Genomic DNA, 22,368 nt, shown 5'->3' on the forward strand with positions numbered 1-22,368 from the left:
CGGGAATTTCCTTGACAAAGATACCGTTCGGTATCATTATCCCACAAACAGATGATACCGGTCGGTATCACTCCAATGTTTAGGGGATCGATATGAAACTTTCGGAATATGTACGCTATGACGCGCTGGGCCTGGCGGCGCTGGTGGCAAAGGGTGACGTGCGCAGCGAGGAGCTGCAAAGCGCCGCGCTCCAGGCGATCGGCGCGCTCAATCCGCGCATCAACGCCGTGGTCGAACACTGGCCCGGCGAAGCGCCCGACGCCGGTGGTGCCGGCGGCGCCTTCGCGGGCGTTCCCTTCCTGATCAAGGATGTCGCCATCGCGATGGCCGGCAAACGGGTGGAACTCGGCAGCCGTATCGTGGCGGGCCACGTCGCCGCCGCCGACTCCAACCTAATGCGGCACTTCAAGCGCGCCGGCCTGGTGACGCTGGGGAGGACGGCGTCGCCGGAGATGGCGTTCAGCACCACCACCGAATCGCTGTTCAACGGGCCGACCCGCAACCCGTGGAATCTGGAGCATAGCGCCGGTGGCTCCAGCGGCGGCAGCGCGGCGGCCGTCGCCGCCGGCATCGTGCCGATGGCGCACGCCACCGACGCGGCGGGGTCGATCCGCGTACCGGCCGCGTCGACCGGATTATTCGGCCTGAAACCGACGCGTGGCCGCGTCTCCAACGGGCCTGGCATGGACGAAGTGTTCAACGGCTCCGGCGTTCAACTGGGCGTCAGCCGCACGGTGCGCGACAGCGCCGCGCTGCTCGACGCGATCAACCATCCGGACGCGGGCGAGCCCTATTTCACCGCACCGCCGGCGCATACCTTCCTGTCCGAGGTCGCGCGCGCGCCGGGCAGGCTGCGCATCGGCGTGATGCTGCCGGCGTGGAACGGCCGGCAGCCCGCCGAGGATGTCGCGGTGGCCACGCTGGCGGCAGCGGAATTGTGTCGCAGCTTAGGCCATGACGTCGACGAGGCACGGCTCGACATCGGCGTGTCGTGGGAAGAATTCGTGCACGCCAACGCGCAGATCTGGTGCGCCAACCTGGTCGGCTGGATCGACGGTTTCGCGGCGGCCAGCGGCCGCCAAGCCGGCTTGGCGACGCTGGAACCGTCCACGCTGGCCTGTTACGAATACGGCCGCCACGCGCTGGCGCCGGCATTCGCGGGCGCGCTCGATGTACGTAACCGCGTCAGCCGCGCCGTCGCCGCCTTCTTCGACAAGTACGACGTGCTGCTGACGCCCGCGCTGCCGGAAACCGCGCAGCGCATCGGCGCCTACACGGAGGGAACGGCGCGGATGGACGGCCTGGAATGGACCGCGCACGTGTTCCGCCATTCGCCCTACACACCGCTGTTCAACGTGGCGGGCGTGCCGGCGATGTCGGTGCCACTGGGATCGGGCACGGATGGATTACCGATCGGCGTGCAGTTCACGGCCGGTTTCGGGCGGGACGGCCTGCTGCTGCGCCTTGCCGGTCAGCTCGAACAAGCGGCACCATGGGCGGGGCGCATCCCGCCGGTATGGGCGGGACGCTAGCCCGTTCAGCAGCCCGGGTTGCCGCCGGCGGCCAGCGCTCGCACCGCCTTGGAGATATCGGCGCCGATGCGCACGACGGCGCGGCGATGGCCGGCCACCAGCGCGTCGTTGCCGGCGCCGACCTCCTCGTTGGCGACGCTGCGGCAGGTGAGCACCTTGGAACCGCCCACCAGCCGCACGCTCCACACCGCGTCGATCAGCGCGTACTTGCCGGGCGCCGACTCGAAGCGCTGCACGTTGGTGCTGATGCGGTAGACCGGCGTGCCGTCCGGCGACGGCGTGCGGAACACGTCGATGGTTCCAAGCTCGCCCGAAATCGCCAGCGACAGCGCCTGGCCGATCTCCGACGCCGGCGGCGAAGCCCAGCGATCGTACTCAAGCAGGTCGATGCTGCCGGCGCCGGTGGTGACCACCATCTGGTTGCGCGCGACCTGCTGCGGCACCGTCACGGCGGGCACTTCGATGTAGTAGCCGGCGGCCGGCGTTTCGGCCTTCGGCGCCACGCCCATGCCGTTACTGAGGCTGTAGAAATGCTCCGGCGGCGTGCTGGCGCAGCCGGCCAGCGCGAGGACTGCCGCCGTCATTACCGCCAGCCCGGTGCGCCGATTCATCGTTTGCGTCATTTCTTCTCTCCCAGTTTATCCTGCTTGCTGCCTTTGCCACGCAACAGCGACTCCGGATGCCGTTCCAGATAATCGGACAAGGCGTTCAGCGATTGCATCGTCTGCGTCAGCTGCTGTAGGGCTTCGCGCAGGTCGGACTGCACCGGCGAATCCTTCTGCAGTATCTGGTCGGCGGTGCTGAAGGTCTTGCGCGCCGCGCCCAGGGTGTCCTTCATCTCCGGCACCACCTGCGCGTCGAGCTGCTTGATCAGCACATTGGCGCTCTTGAGCGTATCGCGCAGATTGACGCCGATCTCGTCGAACGGCACCTTGTCCAGCTTACGCGCGATGCTGGCCAGCTGCGTTTGCAGTTCGTCCAGGCTATTGGGCACCGTCGGCAGCTCCACCGTCTCCTTGCTAAGATCCAGCTTGACCGGCGCCGCGTTCGGGAAGAAGTCCAGCGCCACATACAGCTGCCCGGTCAGCAGATTACCGGTGCGCAGCTGGCCGCGCAGGCCGCGTGCCACCATCCGCTCCAGCACCTGCGGGCCGGCGCTGTTGCGCTGATCCTCATCGATGGTCTTCTGGAAGGCGCGGCCCAGGCGCGCTGGGTACATATCCACCGTCACCGGCATGCGGAACGACTTCTTGACGGGATCGAACTCCACGCCCACCGAGCGCACCTCGCCCAGCACGATGCCGCGGAAATCGACGGTCGCGCCCTGCGACAGGCCGCGCAGCGACTGGTCGAAGTACAGCACCGTGGTGATCGGCGCGCCATCGGGCTCGCGCAGGGCGCTGGCCTGGTCGGCGGCCAACAGGAATTCGCTGCCGGTCGGCGCGGCGGCGGCGGGCTTCTGGCCGTTCATGCTTTCGAAGGCGATGCCGCCGACGAGCAGCGCGGCCAGCGACTGCGTGTTGACCTTGAAGCCGTTGGAATCGAGCCGCACGTCGACACCGCTGGCATGCCACCAGCGGGTGTTCTTGCCGACGTACTGGTCGTACGGCGACTTGACGAACACCTTCATATTGATGCCGCGCCCCTTCGGCTCCAGATCGTAGGCGGCGACCTGCCCCACCTGGATGCGGCGATAGAAGATCGGCGAGCCGACATCGACCGAGCCGAGGGTCTCGCCATGCAGCGTGTAGTAACTGCCCTTCTCGTCGAACGCCACCTGGGGCGCCTGCTCAAGCCCGGTGAATTCGTCCTTGGTCTCCTCCGACTTGCCGGCATCGACGCCGATATAGGAGCCAGACAACAAGGTGTTAAGCCCCGAAACGCCGCTGGCGCCGATGCGCGGGCGCACCACCCAGTAACGCGTGTCGATGGCGGTGAAGCGCGACGCCTCCTTGCGCATGTCGATCGTGACCAGCACCTTGGACAGGTCGCGCGACAGCGAAATCGAGCGCACCAGGCCGATGTCCACGTCCTTGAACTTGACCTTGGTCTTGCCCGGTTCCAGGCCGTCGCCGCTGCGGAAGCTCACCGTCACGGTCGGCCCGCGATCGATGAACGACTTGACCACCAAGCCGGCGCCGATCAACGCCGCCAGCAGGGGAATCAGCCACACCAGCGATGGCAGCCAGCGGCTGGCCTTCTCCACATGTGGCGCGTGCAGCGGCGGCTGGCCGCCCTCGTTTTCAGGCATGTTTTTCTCCATTTGAATCGGTTGCATCCCATATCAGACGCGGGTCGAACTGCATCGACGCCAGCATCGTCAGCACCACCACCGCGCAAAACGCCAGCGCGCCGGGACCGGCGGTGATCACCGCCAGCGTCTGGAAGCGCACCAGCGCCACCGTCAGCGTGATGACAAAAATATCGAGCATCGACCAGCGGCCGACGAACTCCACGATCCGGTACAACACGGTGCGCTCTTGCGGGCGCCAGCGCGAGCGGGTCTGCGCCGTCAGCGCCAGCAGCGACAGCGCGGCCAGCTTCAGCACCGGCACCACGATACTGGCGACGAAAATGATGATCGCCAGCGCCTGCGAGCCGCTATTCCAGAACAGCATCACGCCGCTGATGATCGTATCGTCCTCTTTGCCGAACAGCGAATCGGTGTACATCACCGGCAGCAGCATGGCCGGGATGTACAGGATGGTCGCCGCCAGCAGGAACGCCCAGGTGCGGCCGACGCTGTCGGGGCGGCGCCGGTGCAGCGCCGCGCCGCACCGCTCGCAGCGCTGATGGCGCGCCGTTCGCGGCACGGTCGCCACCAACCCGCAGCTATGGCAGGCCTCGAAATGGGCGCCGGCGGGCACCGCCTTGTATCGGAACTGCCGTTGCGACGGACGCGGACCACCGGGGCCGGGCAGGTGCTCGCCGATATTCCACAGGTACTTGGGATCGAAGGAGACCACGATGGCCAGCATCAAGGTCAGCACACCGAAGGCGAACAGGCCCGGTTGCAGCAGCACCTGCGCCAGGCTGGTCATCTTGACGATGGTGATCAGAATGCCGATCATCAGCACCTCGGTCATGCCCCAGCGGCGCGCCGCGCCGACCGCGCGCAGAAGATGGTCGAAGCCCGGAGGACGCCGCCCGGCGCGCAGCGCCATGGTCACATAGAACAGCGCCCCGAGTTCCACCGCCGGCAGCACGATCGTAAACAGGAACACCACCGCCGCCACCACCTGCATCTGTTCGTGCCAAAGCACGCGGATGGAACCCAGCAGATTGGCGCTGGTGCTGTAGTCGCCGATTTGCAGCTCGACGATCGGAAAGAACTGCGCGATAAGGAAGGTGACGATGGCGCCGAGGGTGATGGCGGCCATGCGGTTGGGGTCCGAATGGACGCCGCGATAGAGGACGGAGCCGCAGCGCACGCAGCGCGCCTTCTCGCGCGGTCGCACGGGGCGGTACTGGTGCAGCACCCCGCAGTCATGGCAACTGATTAACTCGTATCGATGCACAGTCTAGCCGTATGGACAATAATTTCCATATCATACGGCAATCTTGAAAGTCGCAGCCGTGCGCCACCCCACACCCAGCTCCGGGGTCAGATCCACCATTTCTACACGACCCCGAGTGTAGGAGCCCGTACGCTCCCGCCCGTGTAGAATTGGTGGACCTGACCCTGGATTGCCGCCGGTTATTTGATGCTCGTGTTGAGTTCCTGGAAGTCGTCCGTGCGGGCCAGCGCTTGCCACGTGGCCAGCAGCGCCGGCGGCGGCGCGATCAGTTTGCGCGCGTTCAGGTCCAGCCAGCCGCCGGTGCTGGTGATGCGCGCGGCCAGCTTGCCGTCCGGCCGTATCACGTCGCTGCGCAGCTGCCAGCGGCTGCCGTCCGGCGCCAGGCCGGCCACGCCCAAGGTCACCGTGATCTCGTCGAGCAGCATCACTTCCTTGAAGTACGCGATTTCGTCCTTCATCACCACCGGGCCGATTTTCAGCCGCATCAATTCACTAATCGGAAAGCCGTGCTCCGACAGGAACATCATGCGGATGTCGCCCGCCTTGTCCATGAACGCCGTGTTGCGCATATGGCTGTTGAAGTCCATATCGCCCCAACCCGCCATCAACTTCTTTTCAAACATGAGTCATCTCCCCTATCAACCCAGGAAGTCTAACAGGGTCGCGGCGACCACCTTGGTGGCCTTGCGCAGATCGTCCAGATTCAAACGCTCGTCGGCCTTCTTGGCGTTCGACTCGGGCACCGTACGCGGCCCGGCGCCATACAGCACCGCCGGGATACCGTGCTCGCCGTACAGGCGCGCGTCCGCGTACAGCGGCGTGCCCTGCGCCAGAATCAGCTCGCCGATGTAGGTTTGCGCGTTGTGCTGCAGGCTGGCGACCAGCTTCTCCGTCCCCGGCTGCTCGCGCAGCGCGTGCGACAGCAGCAGGCGTTTGATCTCCAGACTGATGCCGGGCATGCCGCGCACCGCGTTTTCGATCATCGCGCGCACCTGCGCCTCGACCTCCACCGGCTCCTCTTCAGGAATCATGCGGCGGTCCATCTTCAGCACCACCTTGCCCGGCACGACATTGGTGTTGGTGCCGCCGTCGATGCGGCCCACCAGCATCGTCGGCGAGTCGATGCCGGCTATCCGGGATTTGATCTTCTTCAGCTCCGGCAGCTGGTCGTAGATGGCGTTGAGGATTTTCGTCGCCGCCTGCAGCGCGTCGTGGCCCGTTTCCGGCATCGCGCCATGGCCGGACTTGCCGTTGACCGTGATCTCCAGCTGCAGGCAGGCGTTGTGCGCGGTGACGATGTTGTAGCTGAAGCCAGCCGCGATGACGTAATCGGGCTTGGTCAGTTTTTGCTCAAGCAGCCAGCCCGGCCCGAGCAGGCCACCGAATTCCTCGTCATAAGTGAAGTGCAGTTCCAGCCCGCCCTTGAGCGGCACGCCCAGCGCCTCCAGCGCACGCGTGGCGAAAATGTAGGTGGCGAAGTCGCACTTGGAGACGGCGGCGGCGCGTCCGTAGATATAGCCGTTTTCCACCACGCCGCCGTACGGTGGATAGGTCCAGTTGTCACCGGGCGGCACCACGTCGCCGTGGGCGTTCAGCGCCACGGTCGGACCGCCGGCTTGGTAGGGACGGCGCACAATCAGGTTGGTGATCGTCTCCATGCCGTAGTCCCGCACCACCTGTTGCGGCACCGCGTGCTTCTCGGCGCTCCAGCCGTAGGCCTTGACCAGATCGGCCACCATGTCGGCGTGCGGCGCGTTGTTCCCGGGCGGCGTATCGGTCGGCACGCGCAGCAGCTGCTGCAAAACGCCGACCTCCTCGTCGAAGTGCTCGTCGATCCATTTGGCCAGTTGCTCTTTGGTGCTGCTCATAGTCGCTTCCTTCATTTGGCGCCGGCTTCGTACCAGGCGGCGATTTGCGCCCGCTCGGCGTCGGTCATTTGGGTCAGGTTCGCCAACGGCATGGCTTTCAGCTGGACCGTCTGTTTGTAGATTTTCTCGGCATTTTGATGGATTTCGGCCGCGTTCTCAAGCATCACGCCAAGCGGCGCCGCCGCGAAGCCGGGTTGCGTGGGCCGTTCGGCGTGGCAGGTGGCGCAGCGATGCGCGATGATGGCCTGCACTTTGGCGAATTCCGCCGCCGGATCGGCCGCCGGCGCCACCGCCACGGGACGGGCCGGGGCGATCGCCACGGCCACGCCGGCCAGCAGCGCGACGCCGATCGCCGGATAGCGCCACTCGACGCGGCCCTTGTGGCGCAGATTGAAGAAGTGGCGAATGAAGACGCCCGCCGCCATGATGAACGCCAGCACCAGCCACGCGTGATCGTGGCGGTAGGTCATCGCATAGTGGTTGCTGATCATGATGAACAGCACCGGCAGCGTGAAGTAGTTATTGTGGACGCTGCGCTGCTTGGCCTTTTGGCCGTGGATCGGGTCCGGCAGGCGGCCGGCCGACATGGCCTCGACCATCTTGCGCTGGCCGGGGATGATCAGCATCAGCACATTGCCGACCATGATGGTGCCGATCAGCGCGCCGACGTGGATGTAGGCGGCGCGCCCGCTCAACACATGCGTCAAGCCATAGGCCGCCGCGACGATCAGCGCAAACACCACGATGCCGAACCACAGGTCATGCTTGCCCAGCGGGGAGCGGCACAGCAGATCGTAGACCGTCCAGCCGGCGACCAGCGTGCCGACGCCGATGCCGACCGCCTGCAGGCTGCTGATGTCGGCCACGGATTTATCGATCATCATCGCCTGCGCGTTGAAGTAGTAGGCGATCGTCAGCAGCGCGATGCCGGACAACCAGGTGGAATAGGCTTCCCATTTAAACCAGTGCAGCTCCTTGGGCAGCTCCGCCGGCGCGACCAGGTATTTTTGCGGGTTATAGAAGCCGCCGCCGTGCACCGCCCACAATTCGCCGGAGACGCCCTTCCTGGCCAGCTCCGAACCGGGTGCGGGCGGGCGGATCGAGTTATCCAGCCAGACGAAGTAGAACGAGGCGCCGATCCAGGCGATGCCGGTGATGACGTGCAGCCAGCGCACGATCAGGTTCAGCCACTCAAGGCCGTACGGGATCAGATAGGCGAATAATTCCATGGATGCTTTCAGGTCAAGAATGTGGCTAATTTACAGAAGATAAACGGATTTGGCACTGCCCACATGAACATTAGAGTATATTAAACATATCGGTTCCCGTATAACTCATTCAATCGCATATCGTTCATGCCCGCCCTGCCGCAACACCTGGACCTCCACCTGATCCGCATTCTCTACCTGCTGCTGGTGGAGAAAAACGTCTCCCGCGTGGCGCTCAAACTCAATCAGCCGCAGCCCTCGATCTCCGCCTCGCTGCGCAAGCTGCGCGAGCTGACCGGCGATCCGCTGCTGGTGCGCGGCGCGCGCGGCATGGTGCCCACCCAGCACGGCGAGAGCCTGCTGATTCCGGCCAAGCGCATCCTCGACGAGACCGAAAACCTGTTCCTCAAGAAGACGCCCTTCGTCCCGCAGGAGGAGGCGCGCACCTTCCACATCGCCGCGCCGGATTACCTGGACAGCCAGTTCCTGCCCAATCTTGTGGCGCTGCTGCGGCGCGGCTCGCCCAACAGCCGCGTCAAGATCCACAGCCTGGGGCCGGGCGTCGACTATGTGCGCCTGCTGTCGGACGGCGACATGGACCTGGTCATCGCCAACTGGGACGAGCCGCCCGAGCACCTGCACATGTCCAAGCTGTTCGAGGACCCGATCATCTGCGTGATGCGCGCCGACTGTCCGTACGCCCTGCGCACCGCCAGCGACGCCATGACGCTCAACGATTACCTGGCCCTGCCCCACGTGGCGCCGACCCAGATCCTGCCGGGCTACCACGGCGTCATCGACGACTACCTGGAGCGCCAGGGACTGCAGCGCAACGTCGTCGTCGAATCGGCCTATTTCGGCCTGATCCCCTATATGCTGACCCAGACGGACCTGGTGCTGACCACCGGCCGCCAGTTCGTCCGCTACTACGAAAAGCAAATGCCGCTGAAGACCTATGCGGTGCCGGTGAAATTCCCGGCGATGCGCTTCTATCAGCTGTGGCACGAACGCGTGCACCAGGCGCCGGAGCACAAATGGCTGCGTGAGCAGGTGGCCGCCGCCGCCAAGGCGCTGATCCAGAAGTAAGCCGCGCGCGAGGTAAGCCACCTGATATATATCTTACGGCATACCGCGTATATCGCGCGAGCTCCGACGAGGTTATGATGGAGGTTCGATACCGGATACCACGCCATGACCACACTCTCGGATTTAAACAGCTGCGACGCCGCCGCCTTCGTCGAATGCCTCGGCGGCATCTATGAGCACTCGCCCTGGATACCGCAACGGGCGGCGGCGCAACGCCCCTTCGCCAACACCACGGCGCTCAAGCTGGCGTTACAGGGCGTGGTCAGCGCCGCCTCGCTGGACGAACAACTGGGTTTGATCCGCGCACACCCGGAGCTGGCCGGCAAGGCGGCCGTCGCCGGCCAGTTGACGGCCGAATCGACCAGCGAACAGGCCAAATCCGGCCTGCACCTGTGCAGCGCCGAGGAATTCGCCACGCTGCACCGGCTCAACGCCGATTACAACGCCAAATTCGGCTTCCCCTTCATCCTGGCGGTCAAGGGTCCGGACGGACAGGGGCTGACCCGGCGCCACATCATCGCCACCTTCACGCGCCGGCTGAAAAACCAGCGCGCCGACGAAATCGCCGAATGCCTGCGGCAGATTAAACGCATCGCGGAGATCCGCCTGAACGACCTGCTGGGACTGACGCTGGACTTCGGCCCGACCATCATGCAGTGGAGCGAAACCATCGGGGCCTGGAGCGACAGCGACAATAGCGGCGACGCGGACTTCGACCTGACCTGCGCCTACATGACGCCGGCGCACCGCCGCACCGCCGCCCAGCTGGCGGACTGGATGCGCGAGGCGGGCATGGAGTCGCACATCGACGCCGTCGGCAACGTCGTCGGCGTCTATCGCTCCGACGTCCCGGACGCGAAAACGCTGATGACCGGGTCGCACTACGACACGGTGCGCAACGGCGGCAAATACGACGGCCGGCTGGGCATCCTGCTGCCGATCGCCATCGTGCGCCATCTGCACCAGCGCGGCGAGAAGCTGCCGTATCACTTCGAGATCGTCGGTTTCGCCGAGGAGGAAGGCGTGCGTTTCAAGAGCACTTTCCTGGGCAGTAACGCGGTGGCGGGCCGCTTCGACCTGTCGCTACTGGACCAGACCGACGCCGACGGCGTCACGGTGCGCGATGCGCTGCTGGCAGCGGGGCACGATGTCTCTTCCATTCCGCACATTGCGCGCGATCCGGCCAAGCTGCTTGGCTTCGTCGAGGTCCACATCGAACAGGGCCCGGTGCTGCTCGAGCGCGACCTGGCGCTGGGCGTGGTGACGGCGATCGCCGGCAGTTCGCGCTATCTGGTCGAGCTGACCGGATTGGCCAGCCACGCGGGCACCACGCCGATGACGATGCGTAAGGACGCGGCGGCGGCGGCGGCGGAAATTGTGCTGCTGGTCGAGCGGCGTTGCGCGCAAGGCGTCGCGCTGGTCGGCACGGTGGGGCAGTTGCAGGTGCCGGGTGGGTCGGTCAACGTGATTCCGGGCGCGTGCAGGCTGTCGCTGGATATCCGCGCCGCCGATGACGCGGTCAGGCTGGCGGCGGTCAAGGATGTATTGGATGGTATAGCGGAGATCTGCGCTCGGCGTCAGGTGGAATTTAGTTTGCAGCGGATCGTCGATGCGTCGGCGGCGCCGTGCGCGCCGCGTTTGATGGATCAACTGGGCGCGGCGATCGAGCGCGCGGGTCTGCCGCGTTTCGATCTGCTGTCCGGGGCCGGGCACGACGCGATGGCGATGGCGGCGATCACGGACGTGGCGATGCTGTTCACGCGTTGCGGCAACGGCGGCATCAGCCACAATCCGCTGGAGACCATGACGGCGGATGATGCCGATATCGCGGCGCGGGTGCTGCTCGATTTTCTGCGGAATTACGCGGTTTGATCGTTCTGCCAGGACGCCTGGCATCCCGAGGAACCACGCGATCCACGGGCTGACCACGTAGGGCGGATTAGGCGGAACGCCGTAATCCGCCATTGTGTGAGCCGTCGAGACGCACGCAATGGCGGATTACGCTGCGCTAATCCGCCCTACGTGTTTCGGCGTGTGTTTCGGCGCGTGTTTCGGCGTGTGTCTCCGGGGTGTTGTTTAGCTTTAGCCGCAGCGCTGCCGCCACTTCCGCTATCACGGCGGCCCAGCCGCCACCTTCCGGCTGGCGGAACAAGCGCATCGACGGATACCACGGCGTGTCGTTCCGCTCCGTCATCCAGCGCCAGTCGCAGCGATGGTCCGGTAGCAGCAGCCAGCACGGCTTGCCCAGCGCGCCGGCCAGGTGCGCCACCGCCGTATCCACACTGATCACCAAATCCAGGTTGGCGATGACGCCCGCCGTATCCGCGAAGTCCTGTAACCTCGGCGCCAACGCTTGCAGCGTCATGCCGGCCGGTGGCGTCAGCGCCTCGGCCTCCGCGTCGCCTTTCTGCAGGCTGACAAAGTGCACATCAATATCCGCCAGCGGCGACAGCGTGTGCAACGATGGCAGCGAACGCTCGGCGTCGTTCTCGAATTGCGGATTGCCCTTCCACGCCAAGCCCACCCGTAATCCTGTTCGCGGCAGCATGCCGCGCCAATAGCGCACCGACTCCGGATCGGCGGCGATATATGGCGCCGATGAAGGAATGTTCGACAGCTCCGTACCGAACAACGCCGGCAAACGCATCGGATGCGTCCAGAAATCCCAGCCGCTCGCCGGCACCGCGCCCTGCTGGACATACACCTCGTCGACACCGTCCAACCCCGCCAGCAACCGCCGCAACGATGGCGGACACGCCACCGCCACGCGCGCCGCGCCGGCGTCCTTCAACAGCGTTGCGTAACGGCTGAAGTGGATCATGTCCCCCTGCCCCGCCTCGGAGACGATCACCACCGATTTTCCCGCGAGCGGCTCGCCCTCCCACGGCGGGCAATTGAATGGCTGCGCGAGGCTGTCGAAATGCCAGCGCGATTCCAGCAGCGGCCAGCCTTCGGCGTACCGGCCTTGCCGCAGCAGTATGTAGGCGAGATTGAACTGCGCCTGCGGATAATCCTCGTCCAGCTCCAGCGCGCGCCGGTGGCAGGCTTCGGCCTCCTGTTCGCGCTTCACGCACGTGAGCAGCACGCCCAGCTGGCTCCATGCCGACGGCGACTCCGGCGCCAGCTCCAGCGCCATGCGCGCGGCGGCCTCCGACTCGTCGAAGCGCCTGGTCTTTTGCAGTAGCACCCCGAGGTTTTGATACAGCTGCGCGTGATCGGGCAGCAGCGCGATCGCCTGCAGGTAGTAGAATTCGGCCTCCAGCAAGTCCCCGCGCAGCTCCTTCAGGTAGCCGAGATTGGCGCGCGCGCCGGCGTGCTCCGGCAACAGCGCGATCGCCTGCCAGAAGCATTCCTCGGCACCGATCGCGTCACCGACGGCCATGCGGCGGTTGCCATCGAGATAGGCTAGCTGTGGGTCTGTGTACATCGGGGAGGAAGCTTGTGCAAAACCAAAAGCATACCATCCCCGTGTTTGCGGCCGCCTAGACGATCCGCGCGCGCTCCAGCATGGCGTGCAGCAGGACGTTGCAGCCAGCTTCCAGATGTTCGGACTTGGCGTCCTCGATCTCGTTGTGGCTGATGCCGTCCTTGCAGGGCACGAAGATCATGCCCGACGGCGCCAGGCGCGCAGCGTAAATCGCATCGTGGCCGGCGCCGGAGACCACGTCCATCGTCGAATATCCCAGCTTGGCGGTGGCGTTGCGCACCGCGTCCACGCAGTCCGGATGGAACGGGCATGGCGGGTAGTAGGACACCCGCTCGATCGAAATCCCCAAGCCGCTGTCGGCGCGGGTCTTGTCGATAAAGGCCAGCATCTCCTCGTGCATGGTGTTGAGCAGTTCGTCGTTCACGTTGCGCAGGTCGATGCTGAATTTGACTTCGCCGGGAATGACGTTGCGGCTGTTGGGGAACACCTGCACCATGCCGACCGTGCCGCGGCCATACGGCGGATAGCGGTTGGCGATGGCCACCACCTCCTGCATGATGCGGGTCGAGACCTGCAGCGCGTCCTTGCGCAATCCCATCGGCGTCGGTCCGGCGTGCGCCTCCATGCCGCTGACCACGCAGTCGTACCACGACAGGCCCATCACCGCAGGCACCACGCCGATCACCTTGTCGGCGTCCTCCAGCACCGGGCCTTGTTCGATATGGGTTTCGAAGTAGGCGCCGATCGGATGCCGGCCCGGCACCTGGTCGCCCTTGTAGCCGATGCGCGCCAGTTCCTCGCCCACGGTCTTGCCTTCGGTGTCCTTGGCGGCGTAGGCGGTCTCCAGGCTGAAGGCGCCGCAGAACACGCCGGACCCCATCATCACGGGCACGAAGCGCGAGCCTTCCTCGTTGGTCCAGAAGGCGACTTCGATCGGCGCCTCGGTCTTGATCTTCAAATCGTTGAGCGTGCGCACCACCTCGAGACCGGCCAACACGCCGTAATTGCCGTCGAACTTGCCGCCGGTGGGCTGGGTGTCGATATGGCTGCCCGTCATGACCGGCGGCAGCGCGTTGTTGGTGCCGTCGCGGCGCATGAAGACGTTGCCGATCTGGTCGATCGTGATCGACATGCCGGCATCCTTCGCCCAGCCGACCACCAGGTCGCGGCCCTGCTTGTCCAGGTCCGTCAACGCCAGGCGCTTGACGCCGCCCTTGGGGGTGGCGCCGATTTGGGCCAGTTCCATCAGCGCCGCCCACAGACGGTCGCCATTGATGCGCATTTCGCTCATGCTCTGCTCCTGTAAATTAACGCGCCGACGTGGCTTTGAACGCGGGACGGTCGATGTGGCGCCCCGCGCCCTCCACCGCCATCAACACGCCGCGATGGAATACGACGTTACCGGCGGCCAGGGTGGTGCTGGGGATGCCGCGCACGGTGCGGCCCTCGAAGACGTTGAAGCCGCCCTTGGCGAACTGGGTCAGCGCCGAAATCGTGCGGGTGCCTTCCGGGTCCCAGACGACGATGTCGGCGTCGGAGCCGACCGCGATCAGTCCTTTGCGGGGATACATATTGAAAATCTGCGCGGTGTTGGTCGAGGTGACCTTGACGAATTCCGACGGCGTCAGCATGCCGCTGTTGACGCCCGCGTCCCAGATCACCGACATGCGGTCCTCGACGCCGCCGCAGCCGTTCGGAATCTTGGTGAAGTCGTCCTTGCCGGCCGCCTTCTGCTCGGCGCAGAAGGTGCAGTGGTCGGTGGCCGTGGTGTGCAGGTTGCCGCTCTGCAGACCGTGCCACAGCGCGGCCTGGTGATGCTTGCTGCGGAACGGTGGGCTCATGACGTGGGCGGCGGCGTATTCCAGGTCGTCGCTGTGGTACACGCTTTCGTCGATGATCAGGTGGCCAGCCAACGCCTCGCCGTACACCCGCTGGCCGTTGGCGCGCGCGCGGGTGATGGCGTCGAGCGACTCGGCGCACGACACGTGGACGATGTAGACCGGCGTATTGAGCACGTTGGCGATCGCGATGGCGCGGTTGGCCGCCTCCGCCTCCACCGCCGGAGGACGCGACAACGGATGCGAACTTGGTCCCGTCAATCCCTTCTTCAGCAAATCCTGCTGCAACTGATAAACCAGCTCGCCGTTCTCCGCGTGCACGGTGGGAATGGCGCCCAGTTCCAGCGAGCGGCGGAAGCTTTTCACCAGCGTTTCGTCATCGGCCATGATGGCGTTTTTGTACGCCATGAAGTGCTTGAAGCTGTTGACGCCGTGGTCGCGCACCAGGATTTCCATATCGCGGTGCACGGTCTCGTCCCACCAGGTGATCGCCACGTGGAAGGTGTAGTCGCCGGCGGATTTGCGCGCCCAGCCGCGCCATTGATGATAGGCCTCGATCAGGTTCTGTCCGGGCGCGGGAATCACAAAGTCGATGATGGTCGTGGTGCCGCCGGCCAAGCCGGCGGCGGTGCCGGTGTAAAAATCGTCCTGCGTGACGGTGCCCATGAAGGGCAGGTTCATATGGGTGTGCGGGTCTATCCCGCCCGGCATCACGTACTGCCCGGCGGCGTCGATCACGCGCGCCGAGGCCGGGGCTTCCAGGTTTTCGCCGACGGCGACGATCTTGTCGCCGTAGCACAGCACATCGGCACGAAAGGCACGGTCGGCGTTGACGACGGTACCGCCGCGGATGATTGTTGTCATTTACATCTCCTTAGGGATGGGCCGGCGCCCTCACCGCGGGCACCGTCTTCCCCTTCATCATAACCCCATACACGATTGCGGATATCGCGATTCCAACGAACCATGCGTAGGTGTATATCGTTTTAAAACCCTCCCCCACGCCCGGGAACGAAGCCGGGAACGCGGCGTTGAGGAAGCCGGGAATATTCGGCGCCACGCCGACCGCGAAGGCCACCAGCGCGACGACGTTCCAGCCGTTGCCATACGAGTAAACGCCGTCTTCGCGATACAACTCGCCGACATTGAGTTCGGTCTTGCGCACCATGTAGTAGTCGACGATCAGGATGCCGGCGATGGGGCCCAGCAGCGCCGAATAGCCGATCAGCCATGTGAAGATATAGCCCTGCGTCGATTCGAGTATCTTCCACGGCATCATGACGATGGCGATGCCGGCGGTGATGTAGCCGCCGGTCTTGTACGTAATCCGCTTGGGCGCCAGCGACGAGAAATCGTACGCCGGCCCGACCAGATTGGCCGCCAGGTTGACGGAGACGGTATCGATCAACAGGATCAACAGCGCCACCAGCACCGCGACGCCGGTCATGCGGCTGGACAGGTCGACCGGGTCCCAGATCGCTTTGCCGTACAGGACCACCGTGGCCGAGGTGACGATCACCGCCATCATCGCCAGCAGCCCCATAGGCACCGGCAGGCCGACCGACTGGCCGATGACTTGGTCGCGCTGCGACTTGGCGAAGCGGGTGAAGTCGGGGATGTTGAGCGCCAGCGTGGCCCAGAAGCCGACCATCGCCGTCAGCGAAGGCCAGAACACGGACCAGAACTGGCCGGCCTTTTTACCGCCGGCGACGAACTGCGAAGGCGCCGACAGCAGGTCGCCAAAGCCGCCGGCCTTGTTGTGCACCCACGCCAGCAGCACGAAGCAGATGGCGATCTTCAGCGGCGCGGTGTAGGTTTCCAGCTTGCGGATCGCGTCCATGCCGTGCACGATGTACCAGAACTGGATAGCCCAGAAGGCCAGGAAGCAAAGCAGCTGCGCGCCGTTGATGCCGAGGAAGCCGAGTTTGGCGCCGCCGATCTCGCCGCCCATCATCACGCCCAGCAGCGTGTAGATCATCGAGCCGCCGAACCAGGTCTGGATGCCGTACCAGCCGCAGGCGACGATGGCGCGCATCAGCGCCGGCAAGCGCGCGCCGGCGGTGCCGAACGAGGCGCGCGCCAGCACCGCGTACGGAATGCCGTACTTGGTGCCGGCGTGGCCGATCAACAGCATCGGCAGCAGGACGATGGCGTTGGCGAGGAACACCGTGAGCACCGCCTGGTAACCGGACATGCCGCCCTCGATCAGGCTCGCCGACAGCGTATAGGCCGGAATGCACATCACCATGCCGACCCACAGTGCGGCGAAGTGGTACCAGCGCCAGGTGCGCTGCGCCGCCGTCGTCGGCGCCAGGTCTTCGTTCCACAGTTGCGTGCTGCCAGAGAGTTCTTTACTCACGGGGCGTTCTCCAAGGGTTGATCGTATGCTCTCACCGTTGCAAGTTTCGTACCTTGACGCCGGCTTTCACCCCGCACGGCGGCGTGCCGGGGTCGTACCCCACGGGTACGACCCCATTCGGCTTCGGGTTACTGCGCCGCTCAATCATGCCGTCTCCTCCACCTTCACGTTTTCCGCACGCGGGTTGCGCGGGTCCTGGGTCCAGTTCATGTAAGGCTTGCCGGTGTTCTGCGGCACCATGGTGATGCAGCCCTGCACCGGGCAGGTGATCTCGCACAGGTTGCAGCCGACGCATTCCTCCTTGATCACCTCATAGGTGCGCACGCCGGCGGCGTCGATCAGTTGCGCGATCGACTGGTGCGAGGTGTCCTCGCAGGCCACGTAACAGCGCCCGCACTTGATGCAGTCGTCCTGGTTGATGTGCGCGATGACCTGATAGTTCATGTCCAGGTACTTCCAGTCGGTGGTGTTGGGCACCGCCTTGCCGACGAATTCGGCGACGCTCTTGTAGCCCTTCTCGTCCATCCAGCGCGACAGGCCGTCCTTCATCTCCTCGACGATGCGGAAGCCGTGCAGCATGGCCGCCGTGCAGACCTGCACGCAGCCGGAACCGAGCGCCATGAATTCGGCGGCGTCGCGCCAGTTGCCGATGCCGCCGATGCCGGAGATCGGCAAGCCTTTGGTGGCCGGGTCGCGCGCGATCTCGGCGACCATGTTCAGCGCGATCGGCTTGACCGCCGAACCGCAGTAGCCGCCGTGCGTGCTGGCGCCGCCGACGATGGGGAACGCCACCATCTGGTCCAGGTCCAGGTGCGTGATCGAGTTGATGGTGTTGATCAGCGAGACCGCGTCGGCGCCGCCGGCCTTGGCGGCGCGCGCCGGCGCCCGCACGTCGGTGATGTTGGGCGTGAGCTTGACGATCACCGGCAGCTTGCTGTGCGTCTTGCACCAGCGCGTGACCATTTCCACGTACTCGGGCACCTGGCCCACCGCCGCGCCCATGCCGCGCTCCGGCATGCCGTGCGGGCAGCCGAAATTGAGTTCGATGCCGTCGGCGCCGGTGGCTTCCACCAGCGGCAGGATGTCGGCCCACAGCTTCTCCTCGCAGGGCAGCATCAGCGAGACGATGATCACGCGGTCAGGCCAGTCTTTCTTCACCTGCGTGATCTCGCGCAGGTTGATGTCCAGCGAGCGGTCGGTGATCAGTTCGATGTTGTTGAAGCCGAGGACCTCGCGGTTCTTGCCGTAGTGCGCCGAGTAGCGCGACGACACGTTGACGGCGGCCGGGTCCTCGCCCAGCGTTTTCCACACCACCCCGCCCCATCCCGCTTCGAAGGCGCGCACCACGTTGTAGGCCTTGTCGGTCGGCGGCGCGGACGCCAGCCAGAAAGGATTGATCGACTTGATGCCGCAGAATTCTATGCTCAGGTCAGCCATTATGCAGCCTCCACTTTCGGTGCGTTGCTCGTTGCGAGGAGATCTTGATGTATCGCGTGCGCCGCCAGCTTGCCATGCTGGACCGCCTGCACGGTCAGGTCCTGTCCGGGCGCCACACAGTCGCCGCCGGCGTAGATGCGCGGCAGCACCGTGCGGAACTGATCGTCGACGTGGATTTTGTCACCGTCGCGTTTCAGCGTTTTCGCCAGTGGATCACTGATGCTCGTTTCGTCCATGGCCTGGCCGATGGCCTTGAAGATGGCGTCGGCGGCGATCTCGAAGGTCTCGCCGGTGCCGCCGAAGCGGCCGTTGGTCATGGCGGTTTTCTCGAAGCGCATGCCGCGCACGCGGCCCGCCTCGTCCAGCAGCACCTGCCGCGGCTGCGCCCAGGTGCGCATGCGCACCTGGTTTTCCTTGGCGATGTGCTGTTCGTGTTCGGTGGCGCTCATGCCCTCGAAGCCACGCCGGTAGACCAGCGTGACCTCCTCGGCGCCGAGGCGCTGGATCTGCACCGCCATGTCGATGGCGGTGTTGCCGGCGCCGATGACGATGGCGCGCGAAGGCAGCGGCAACCGGCTCAAATCGTCCGCCTGGCGCAGCGCGGCGATGTAGTCGACGGCGGCCAGCAGGCCCGGCGCGTCCTCGCCGGTCAACCCCAGTTGCTTGCTGGCGCCCAGGCCCAGGCCGAGGAACACCGCGGCGTACTGCGCGTGCAGATCCTTCAGCTGCACATTGACGCCCAGGGTCTGGCCGTGGCGGATCTCGATGCCGCCGATCGCCAGCAGGAAGTCGACCTCCTTCTGCGCGAAGTTATCGGTCAGCTTGTACTTGGCGATGCCGTATTCATTGAGGCCGCCCGATTTCTCGCGCGCCTCGTAGATCACCACGTCGTTGCCCAGCATCGCCAGCCGGTGCGCGCACGACAGGCCCGCCGGGCCGGCGCCGACGACGGCGATCTTCTTGCCGGTCGATGCGAAGCGTTTGAATGGATGCTCGGTGAGCGACATGTTGTCGATGGCGTAGCGCTGCAGCAGGCCGATTTTCACCGGCTGGCCCTCGGCGTCGTGATTGCGCACGCAGGCGTCCTCGCACAGGATCTCGGTCGGACACACGCGGGCGCAACTACCGCCCAGGATATTCTGCTTGAGGATACCGACGGCCGCGCCGTTGACGTTGCCGTCGTGGATATTGCGAATGAAGCTGGCGACGTCGATCTCCGACGGGCAGATGCGCGTGCACGGCGCGTCGTAGCAATACAGGCAGCGCGAACTTTCGATCGCGGCCTTGCGCGCGTTCAGCGCCGGCGCGAGATCGGTGAAGTGTTCCGCCAATGCCGCATTGTCTTCCTTCGGGTGCGGCATGTATTTCAGGGATTCGATCATCATTCTTTTTCCTGGCAATTGGCTCGGTACTTTGGGGGCGACTACTTCATCTGAGGGAATGCAAATTCCGCGCCAGCGCTGGCGGTGTTCGGCCAGCGCTGCATGACCGCCTTGTGGCGCGTGTAGAAACGCACGCCTTCGGGACCATAGGCGTGGTGATCGCCGAACAGGCTGCGCTTCCAGCCGCCGAAACTATTGAAGGCCATCGGCACCGGCAGCGGCACGTTCACGCCCACCATGCCGACCTGGATCTGGCGCACGAACTCGCGCGCCACGCCGCCGTCGCGCGTGTAGATCGCCACGCCGTTGCCGTACTCGTTGCGGTTGATCAGCTCCACCGCGCTGCCCACGTCGGGAGAGCGCATCATGCACAGCACGGGGCCGAAAATCTCCTCCTTGTAGATCGTCATATCCGGCGTGACGTGATCGAACAAAGTGCCGCCGATGAAGAAGCCGTTCTCGCGTCCGGGCACGCTGTGGTTGCGGCCATCGACCACCAGTTTGGCGCCCTGCTCCACGCCCTCGCCGATCAAGCGCTCTATACGCTGCTTGGCCGCGCTGGAAACGACCGGTCCCATTTCGGCGTCGTGCGCCATGCCGTCGCGCACTTTCAGTGCGGCCGTGCGCTTCGCCAGTGCGTCGACGATTTTATCGCCGGCGTCGCCGACGGCGACCACCACGGAGATCGCCATGCAGCGCTCGCCCGCCGAACCATACGCGGCGCCCATCAAGGCGTCGACGGTCATCTCCATGTCGGCGTCCGGCATCACCACCATGTGGTTCTTGGCGCCGCCCAAAGCCTGCACGCGCTTGCCCGCCGCGCAGCCGCGCGCGTAGATGTATTCGGCGATCGGCGTCGAGCCGACAAAGCTCAGCGCCTGCACCACCGGATGGTCGAGCAGCGCGTCGACCGTGGTTTTATCGCCCTGCACCACGTTGAACACGCCGTCCGGCAAACCCGCCTCCTGCAGCAGCTTGGCGTGCAGTAGCGACGGCGACGGATCGCGTTCGGACGGCTTGAGCACGAAGGTGTTACCGCAGGCGATGGCGACCGGGAACATCCACATCGGCACCATCACCGGGAAGTTGAACGGCGTGATGCCGGCCACCACGCCCAGCGCCTGGCGCATCGACCAGGCGTCGATGCCGCGCGAGATCTGGTCGGTGAATTCGCCCTTCAGCATCTGCGGAATGCCGACCGCGAACTCCACCATCTCGATGCCGCGCGCGACCTCGCCCTGCGCGTCGGCGAAGGTCTTGCCATGTTCGCGCGTGAGCATCGCCGCGAATTCGTCGACGTGCTGCTGGCACAGCTGAAGATACTTGAACAGCACCCGCGCGCGCGTCAGCGGCGGCGTCGCCGACCATGCGGGGAAGGCCGCTTCCGCCGCGCGCACGGCGGCATCGACTTCCTCGACGGTGCCCAGCGCAACGCGCGCCACCGGTTCGCCCAGCGCCGGATTGAACACGTCCGCATAACGGCCGCTTTGGGTGTCGGCTTTGGCGCCGTTGATGAAATGGGTGATGGTGTCAAGGTTGCTCATTGCGTTCTTCTTTCAGTGTGTGGTCAGCCCAGCAGGCTGTCCGCGTCTACATAGGGGTAGCCCAGCGCGTTGGCCACCGCCGCGTAGGTGACGTGGCCACGGCAGACATTCAGGCCGTTCTTCAGATGGGTATTGGCTTTAAGCGCCTTCTGCCAGCCTTTGTCGGCCAGCGCCAGCGCATGGGTGATGGTCGCGTTGTTCAGTGCGAAGGTCGAGGTGCGGGCCACCGCGCCGGGCATGTTGGCCACGCAGTAGTGCACCACGCCGTCGACCACATAGGTCGGGTCCTGGTGCGTGGTGGCGTGCGAGGTCTCGAAGCAGCCGCCCTGGTCGATGGCGACGTCCACCACCACCGCGCCGGCCTTCATGCGCGAGATCATCGCGCGGGTGACCAGCTTGGGCGCGGCCGCGCCGGGCACCAGCACGCCGCCGACGACCAGGTCGGCGTCGAGCACCGCCTGCTCGATCGAGTGGGCGCTGGAGAACATCGTCGAGATGCGGTTGCCGAACACCAGATCGAGCTGGCGCAGGCGGTCGATGTTCTTGTCGAGGATCGTCACGCGCGCGCCGATGCCGACCGCCATTTGCAGGGCGTTGGTGCCGACCACGCCGGCGCCGATGATGGCGACGTGACCGGGCGCCACGCCAGGCACGCCGCCCAGCAGCAGGCCCATGCCGCCCTTGGATTTTTCCAGGTGCGCGGCGCCGGCCTGGATGGCCATGCGCCCCGCCACCTCGCTCATCGGCGCCAGCAGCGGCAGGCCGCCGTTGTCGCCGGTGATGGTTTCGTAGGCGATGCAGACCGCGCCCGATTCGACCAGCGCCTTGGTTTGATCCGCGTCCGGGGCCAGGTGCAGATAGGTGTAGAGGATCTGGTCCTGGCGCAGCATCGCGCATTCGTTCGGCTGCGGCTCCTTGACTTTGACGATCATGCCGGCGCGCGCGAAGATCTCCGCCGCGTCGTCGACGATTTCGGCGCCGGCGCCTTCATACATCGCGTCGCTCAGGCCGATGGCGGCGCCCGCGTCCTTTTGTACAAGGACTTGGTGGCCGCGCAGTACGAGCTCCTTCACGCTGGCCGGGGTAAGGCCAACGCGGGACTCCTGGTTCTTGATTTCTTTTGGAACGCCTACCAGCATGATGGTCTCCTCTATTTAAACCCGCACGTC

17 protein-coding genes are annotated in these 22,368 nt (G+C 65.3%); 3 read left to right on the forward strand and 14 right to left on the reverse strand.

Annotated features, from left to right (window positions below):
- Positions 1-92 precede the first annotated feature (92 nt).
- Entirely contained in the window at positions 93-1,532 is a 1,440-nt protein-coding gene (locus JOD97_RS25090; protein WP_209724667.1) for an amidase, read from the forward strand.
- A gap of 5 nt (positions 1,533-1,537) precedes the next feature.
- On the opposite strand, the gene JOD97_RS25095 is transcribed toward JOD97_RS25090, so the two are convergent.
- The 6 genes from JOD97_RS25095 to JOD97_RS25120 all read right to left on the reverse strand — a co-directional run bounded on the left by JOD97_RS25095 (position 1,538) and on the right by JOD97_RS25120 (position 8,147).
- Complete coding sequence (locus JOD97_RS25095; RefSeq protein WP_229264716.1) at positions 1,538-2,155, reverse strand: membrane integrity-associated transporter subunit PqiC; 618 nt, start codon at positions 2,153-2,155, stop codon at positions 1,538-1,540.
- Positions 2,152-3,783 carry an intermembrane transport protein PqiB gene (locus tag JOD97_RS25100; RefSeq protein ID WP_209724669.1) on the reverse strand — a complete coding sequence of 544 codons (1,632 nt, stop codon included), beginning with the start codon at positions 3,781-3,783 and terminating at the stop codon, positions 2,152-2,154. Before JOD97_RS25100 ends, JOD97_RS25095 begins: the two co-directional genes overlap by 4 nt.
- On the reverse strand, positions 3,776-5,050 hold the full coding sequence (locus JOD97_RS25105; RefSeq protein WP_209724671.1) for a paraquat-inducible protein A: 1,275 nt from the start codon (positions 5,048-5,050) through the stop codon (positions 3,776-3,778). The genes JOD97_RS25100 and JOD97_RS25105 overlap by 8 nt, the downstream gene beginning before the upstream one ends.
- A 179-nt stretch (positions 5,051-5,229) precedes the next feature.
- On the reverse strand, positions 5,230-5,673 hold the full coding sequence (locus JOD97_RS25110) for a thioesterase family protein (protein WP_209724673.1): 444 nt from the start codon (positions 5,671-5,673) through the stop codon (positions 5,230-5,232).
- Positions 5,674-5,688: 15 nt separating this feature from the next.
- Positions 5,689-6,918: a M20/M25/M40 family metallo-hydrolase gene (locus tag JOD97_RS25115; RefSeq protein ID WP_209724675.1), complete on the reverse strand. Its 1,230-nt coding sequence runs from the start codon at positions 6,916-6,918 to the stop codon at positions 5,689-5,691.
- 11 nt (positions 6,919-6,929) lie between these two features.
- Entirely contained in the window at positions 6,930-8,147 is a 1,218-nt protein-coding gene (locus JOD97_RS25120; RefSeq protein WP_209724677.1) for a urate hydroxylase PuuD, read from the reverse strand.
- Positions 8,148-8,273: 126 nt separating this feature from the next.
- Between JOD97_RS25120 and JOD97_RS25125 the strand changes: the two genes are divergently transcribed.
- Positions 8,274-9,212, forward strand: coding sequence for a LysR substrate-binding domain-containing protein (locus JOD97_RS25125; protein WP_209724679.1), 939 nt, complete (start codon positions 8,274-8,276; stop codon positions 9,210-9,212).
- Positions 9,213-9,317: 105 nt separating this feature from the next.
- Positions 9,318-11,084 (forward strand): allantoate amidohydrolase, encoded by a 1,767-nt coding sequence (locus tag JOD97_RS25130; protein ID WP_209724681.1) that lies wholly within the window; start codon positions 9,318-9,320, stop codon positions 11,082-11,084.
- A 136-nt stretch (positions 11,085-11,220) separates the two neighbouring features.
- Here the strand turns inward: JOD97_RS25130 and JOD97_RS25135 are convergent, their stop codons facing one another.
- From JOD97_RS25135 to ald, 8 genes are all read right to left on the reverse strand, one after another.
- Positions 11,221-12,639 (reverse strand): tetratricopeptide repeat protein, encoded by a 1,419-nt coding sequence (locus JOD97_RS25135; RefSeq protein ID WP_209724683.1) that lies wholly within the window; start codon positions 12,637-12,639, stop codon positions 11,221-11,223.
- A gap of 55 nt (positions 12,640-12,694) precedes the next feature.
- Entirely contained in the window at positions 12,695-13,930 is a 1,236-nt protein-coding gene (locus JOD97_RS25140; protein ID WP_209724685.1) for a Zn-dependent hydrolase, read from the reverse strand.
- A gap of 16 nt (positions 13,931-13,946) precedes the next feature.
- Positions 13,947-15,341: a dihydropyrimidinase gene (gene hydA, locus JOD97_RS25145; RefSeq protein ID WP_209724687.1), complete on the reverse strand. Its 1,395-nt coding sequence runs from the start codon at positions 15,339-15,341 to the stop codon at positions 13,947-13,949.
- Positions 15,342-15,351: 10 nt separating this feature from the next.
- Entirely contained in the window at positions 15,352-16,836 is a 1,485-nt protein-coding gene (locus JOD97_RS25150) for an NCS1 family nucleobase:cation symporter-1 (RefSeq protein ID WP_209724689.1), read from the reverse strand.
- A gap of 144 nt (positions 16,837-16,980) precedes the next feature.
- Entirely contained in the window at positions 16,981-18,273 is a 1,293-nt protein-coding gene (gene preA, locus JOD97_RS25155) for an NAD-dependent dihydropyrimidine dehydrogenase subunit PreA (protein ID WP_209724691.1), read from the reverse strand.
- Positions 18,273-19,658 carry an NAD(P)-dependent oxidoreductase gene (locus tag JOD97_RS25160; RefSeq protein WP_209724693.1) on the reverse strand — a complete coding sequence of 462 codons (1,386 nt, stop codon included), beginning with the start codon at positions 19,656-19,658 and terminating at the stop codon, positions 18,273-18,275. Before JOD97_RS25160 ends, preA begins: the two co-directional genes overlap by 1 nt.
- A 38-nt stretch (positions 19,659-19,696) precedes the next feature.
- On the reverse strand, positions 19,697-21,199 hold the full coding sequence (locus tag JOD97_RS25165) for a CoA-acylating methylmalonate-semialdehyde dehydrogenase (RefSeq protein WP_209724695.1): 1,503 nt from the start codon (positions 21,197-21,199) through the stop codon (positions 19,697-19,699).
- A gap of 23 nt (positions 21,200-21,222) precedes the next feature.
- Positions 21,223-22,338, reverse strand: a complete 1,116-nt coding sequence (gene ald / locus JOD97_RS25170; protein WP_209724696.1) for an alanine dehydrogenase — start codon at positions 22,336-22,338, stop codon at positions 21,223-21,225.
- Positions 22,339-22,368: the final 30 nt, after the last annotated feature.

The sequence above is a fragment of the Duganella sp. 1411 genome, assembly GCF_017833525.1.
Taxonomy (GTDB): domain Bacteria; phylum Pseudomonadota; class Gammaproteobacteria; order Burkholderiales; family Burkholderiaceae_D; genus Rugamonas.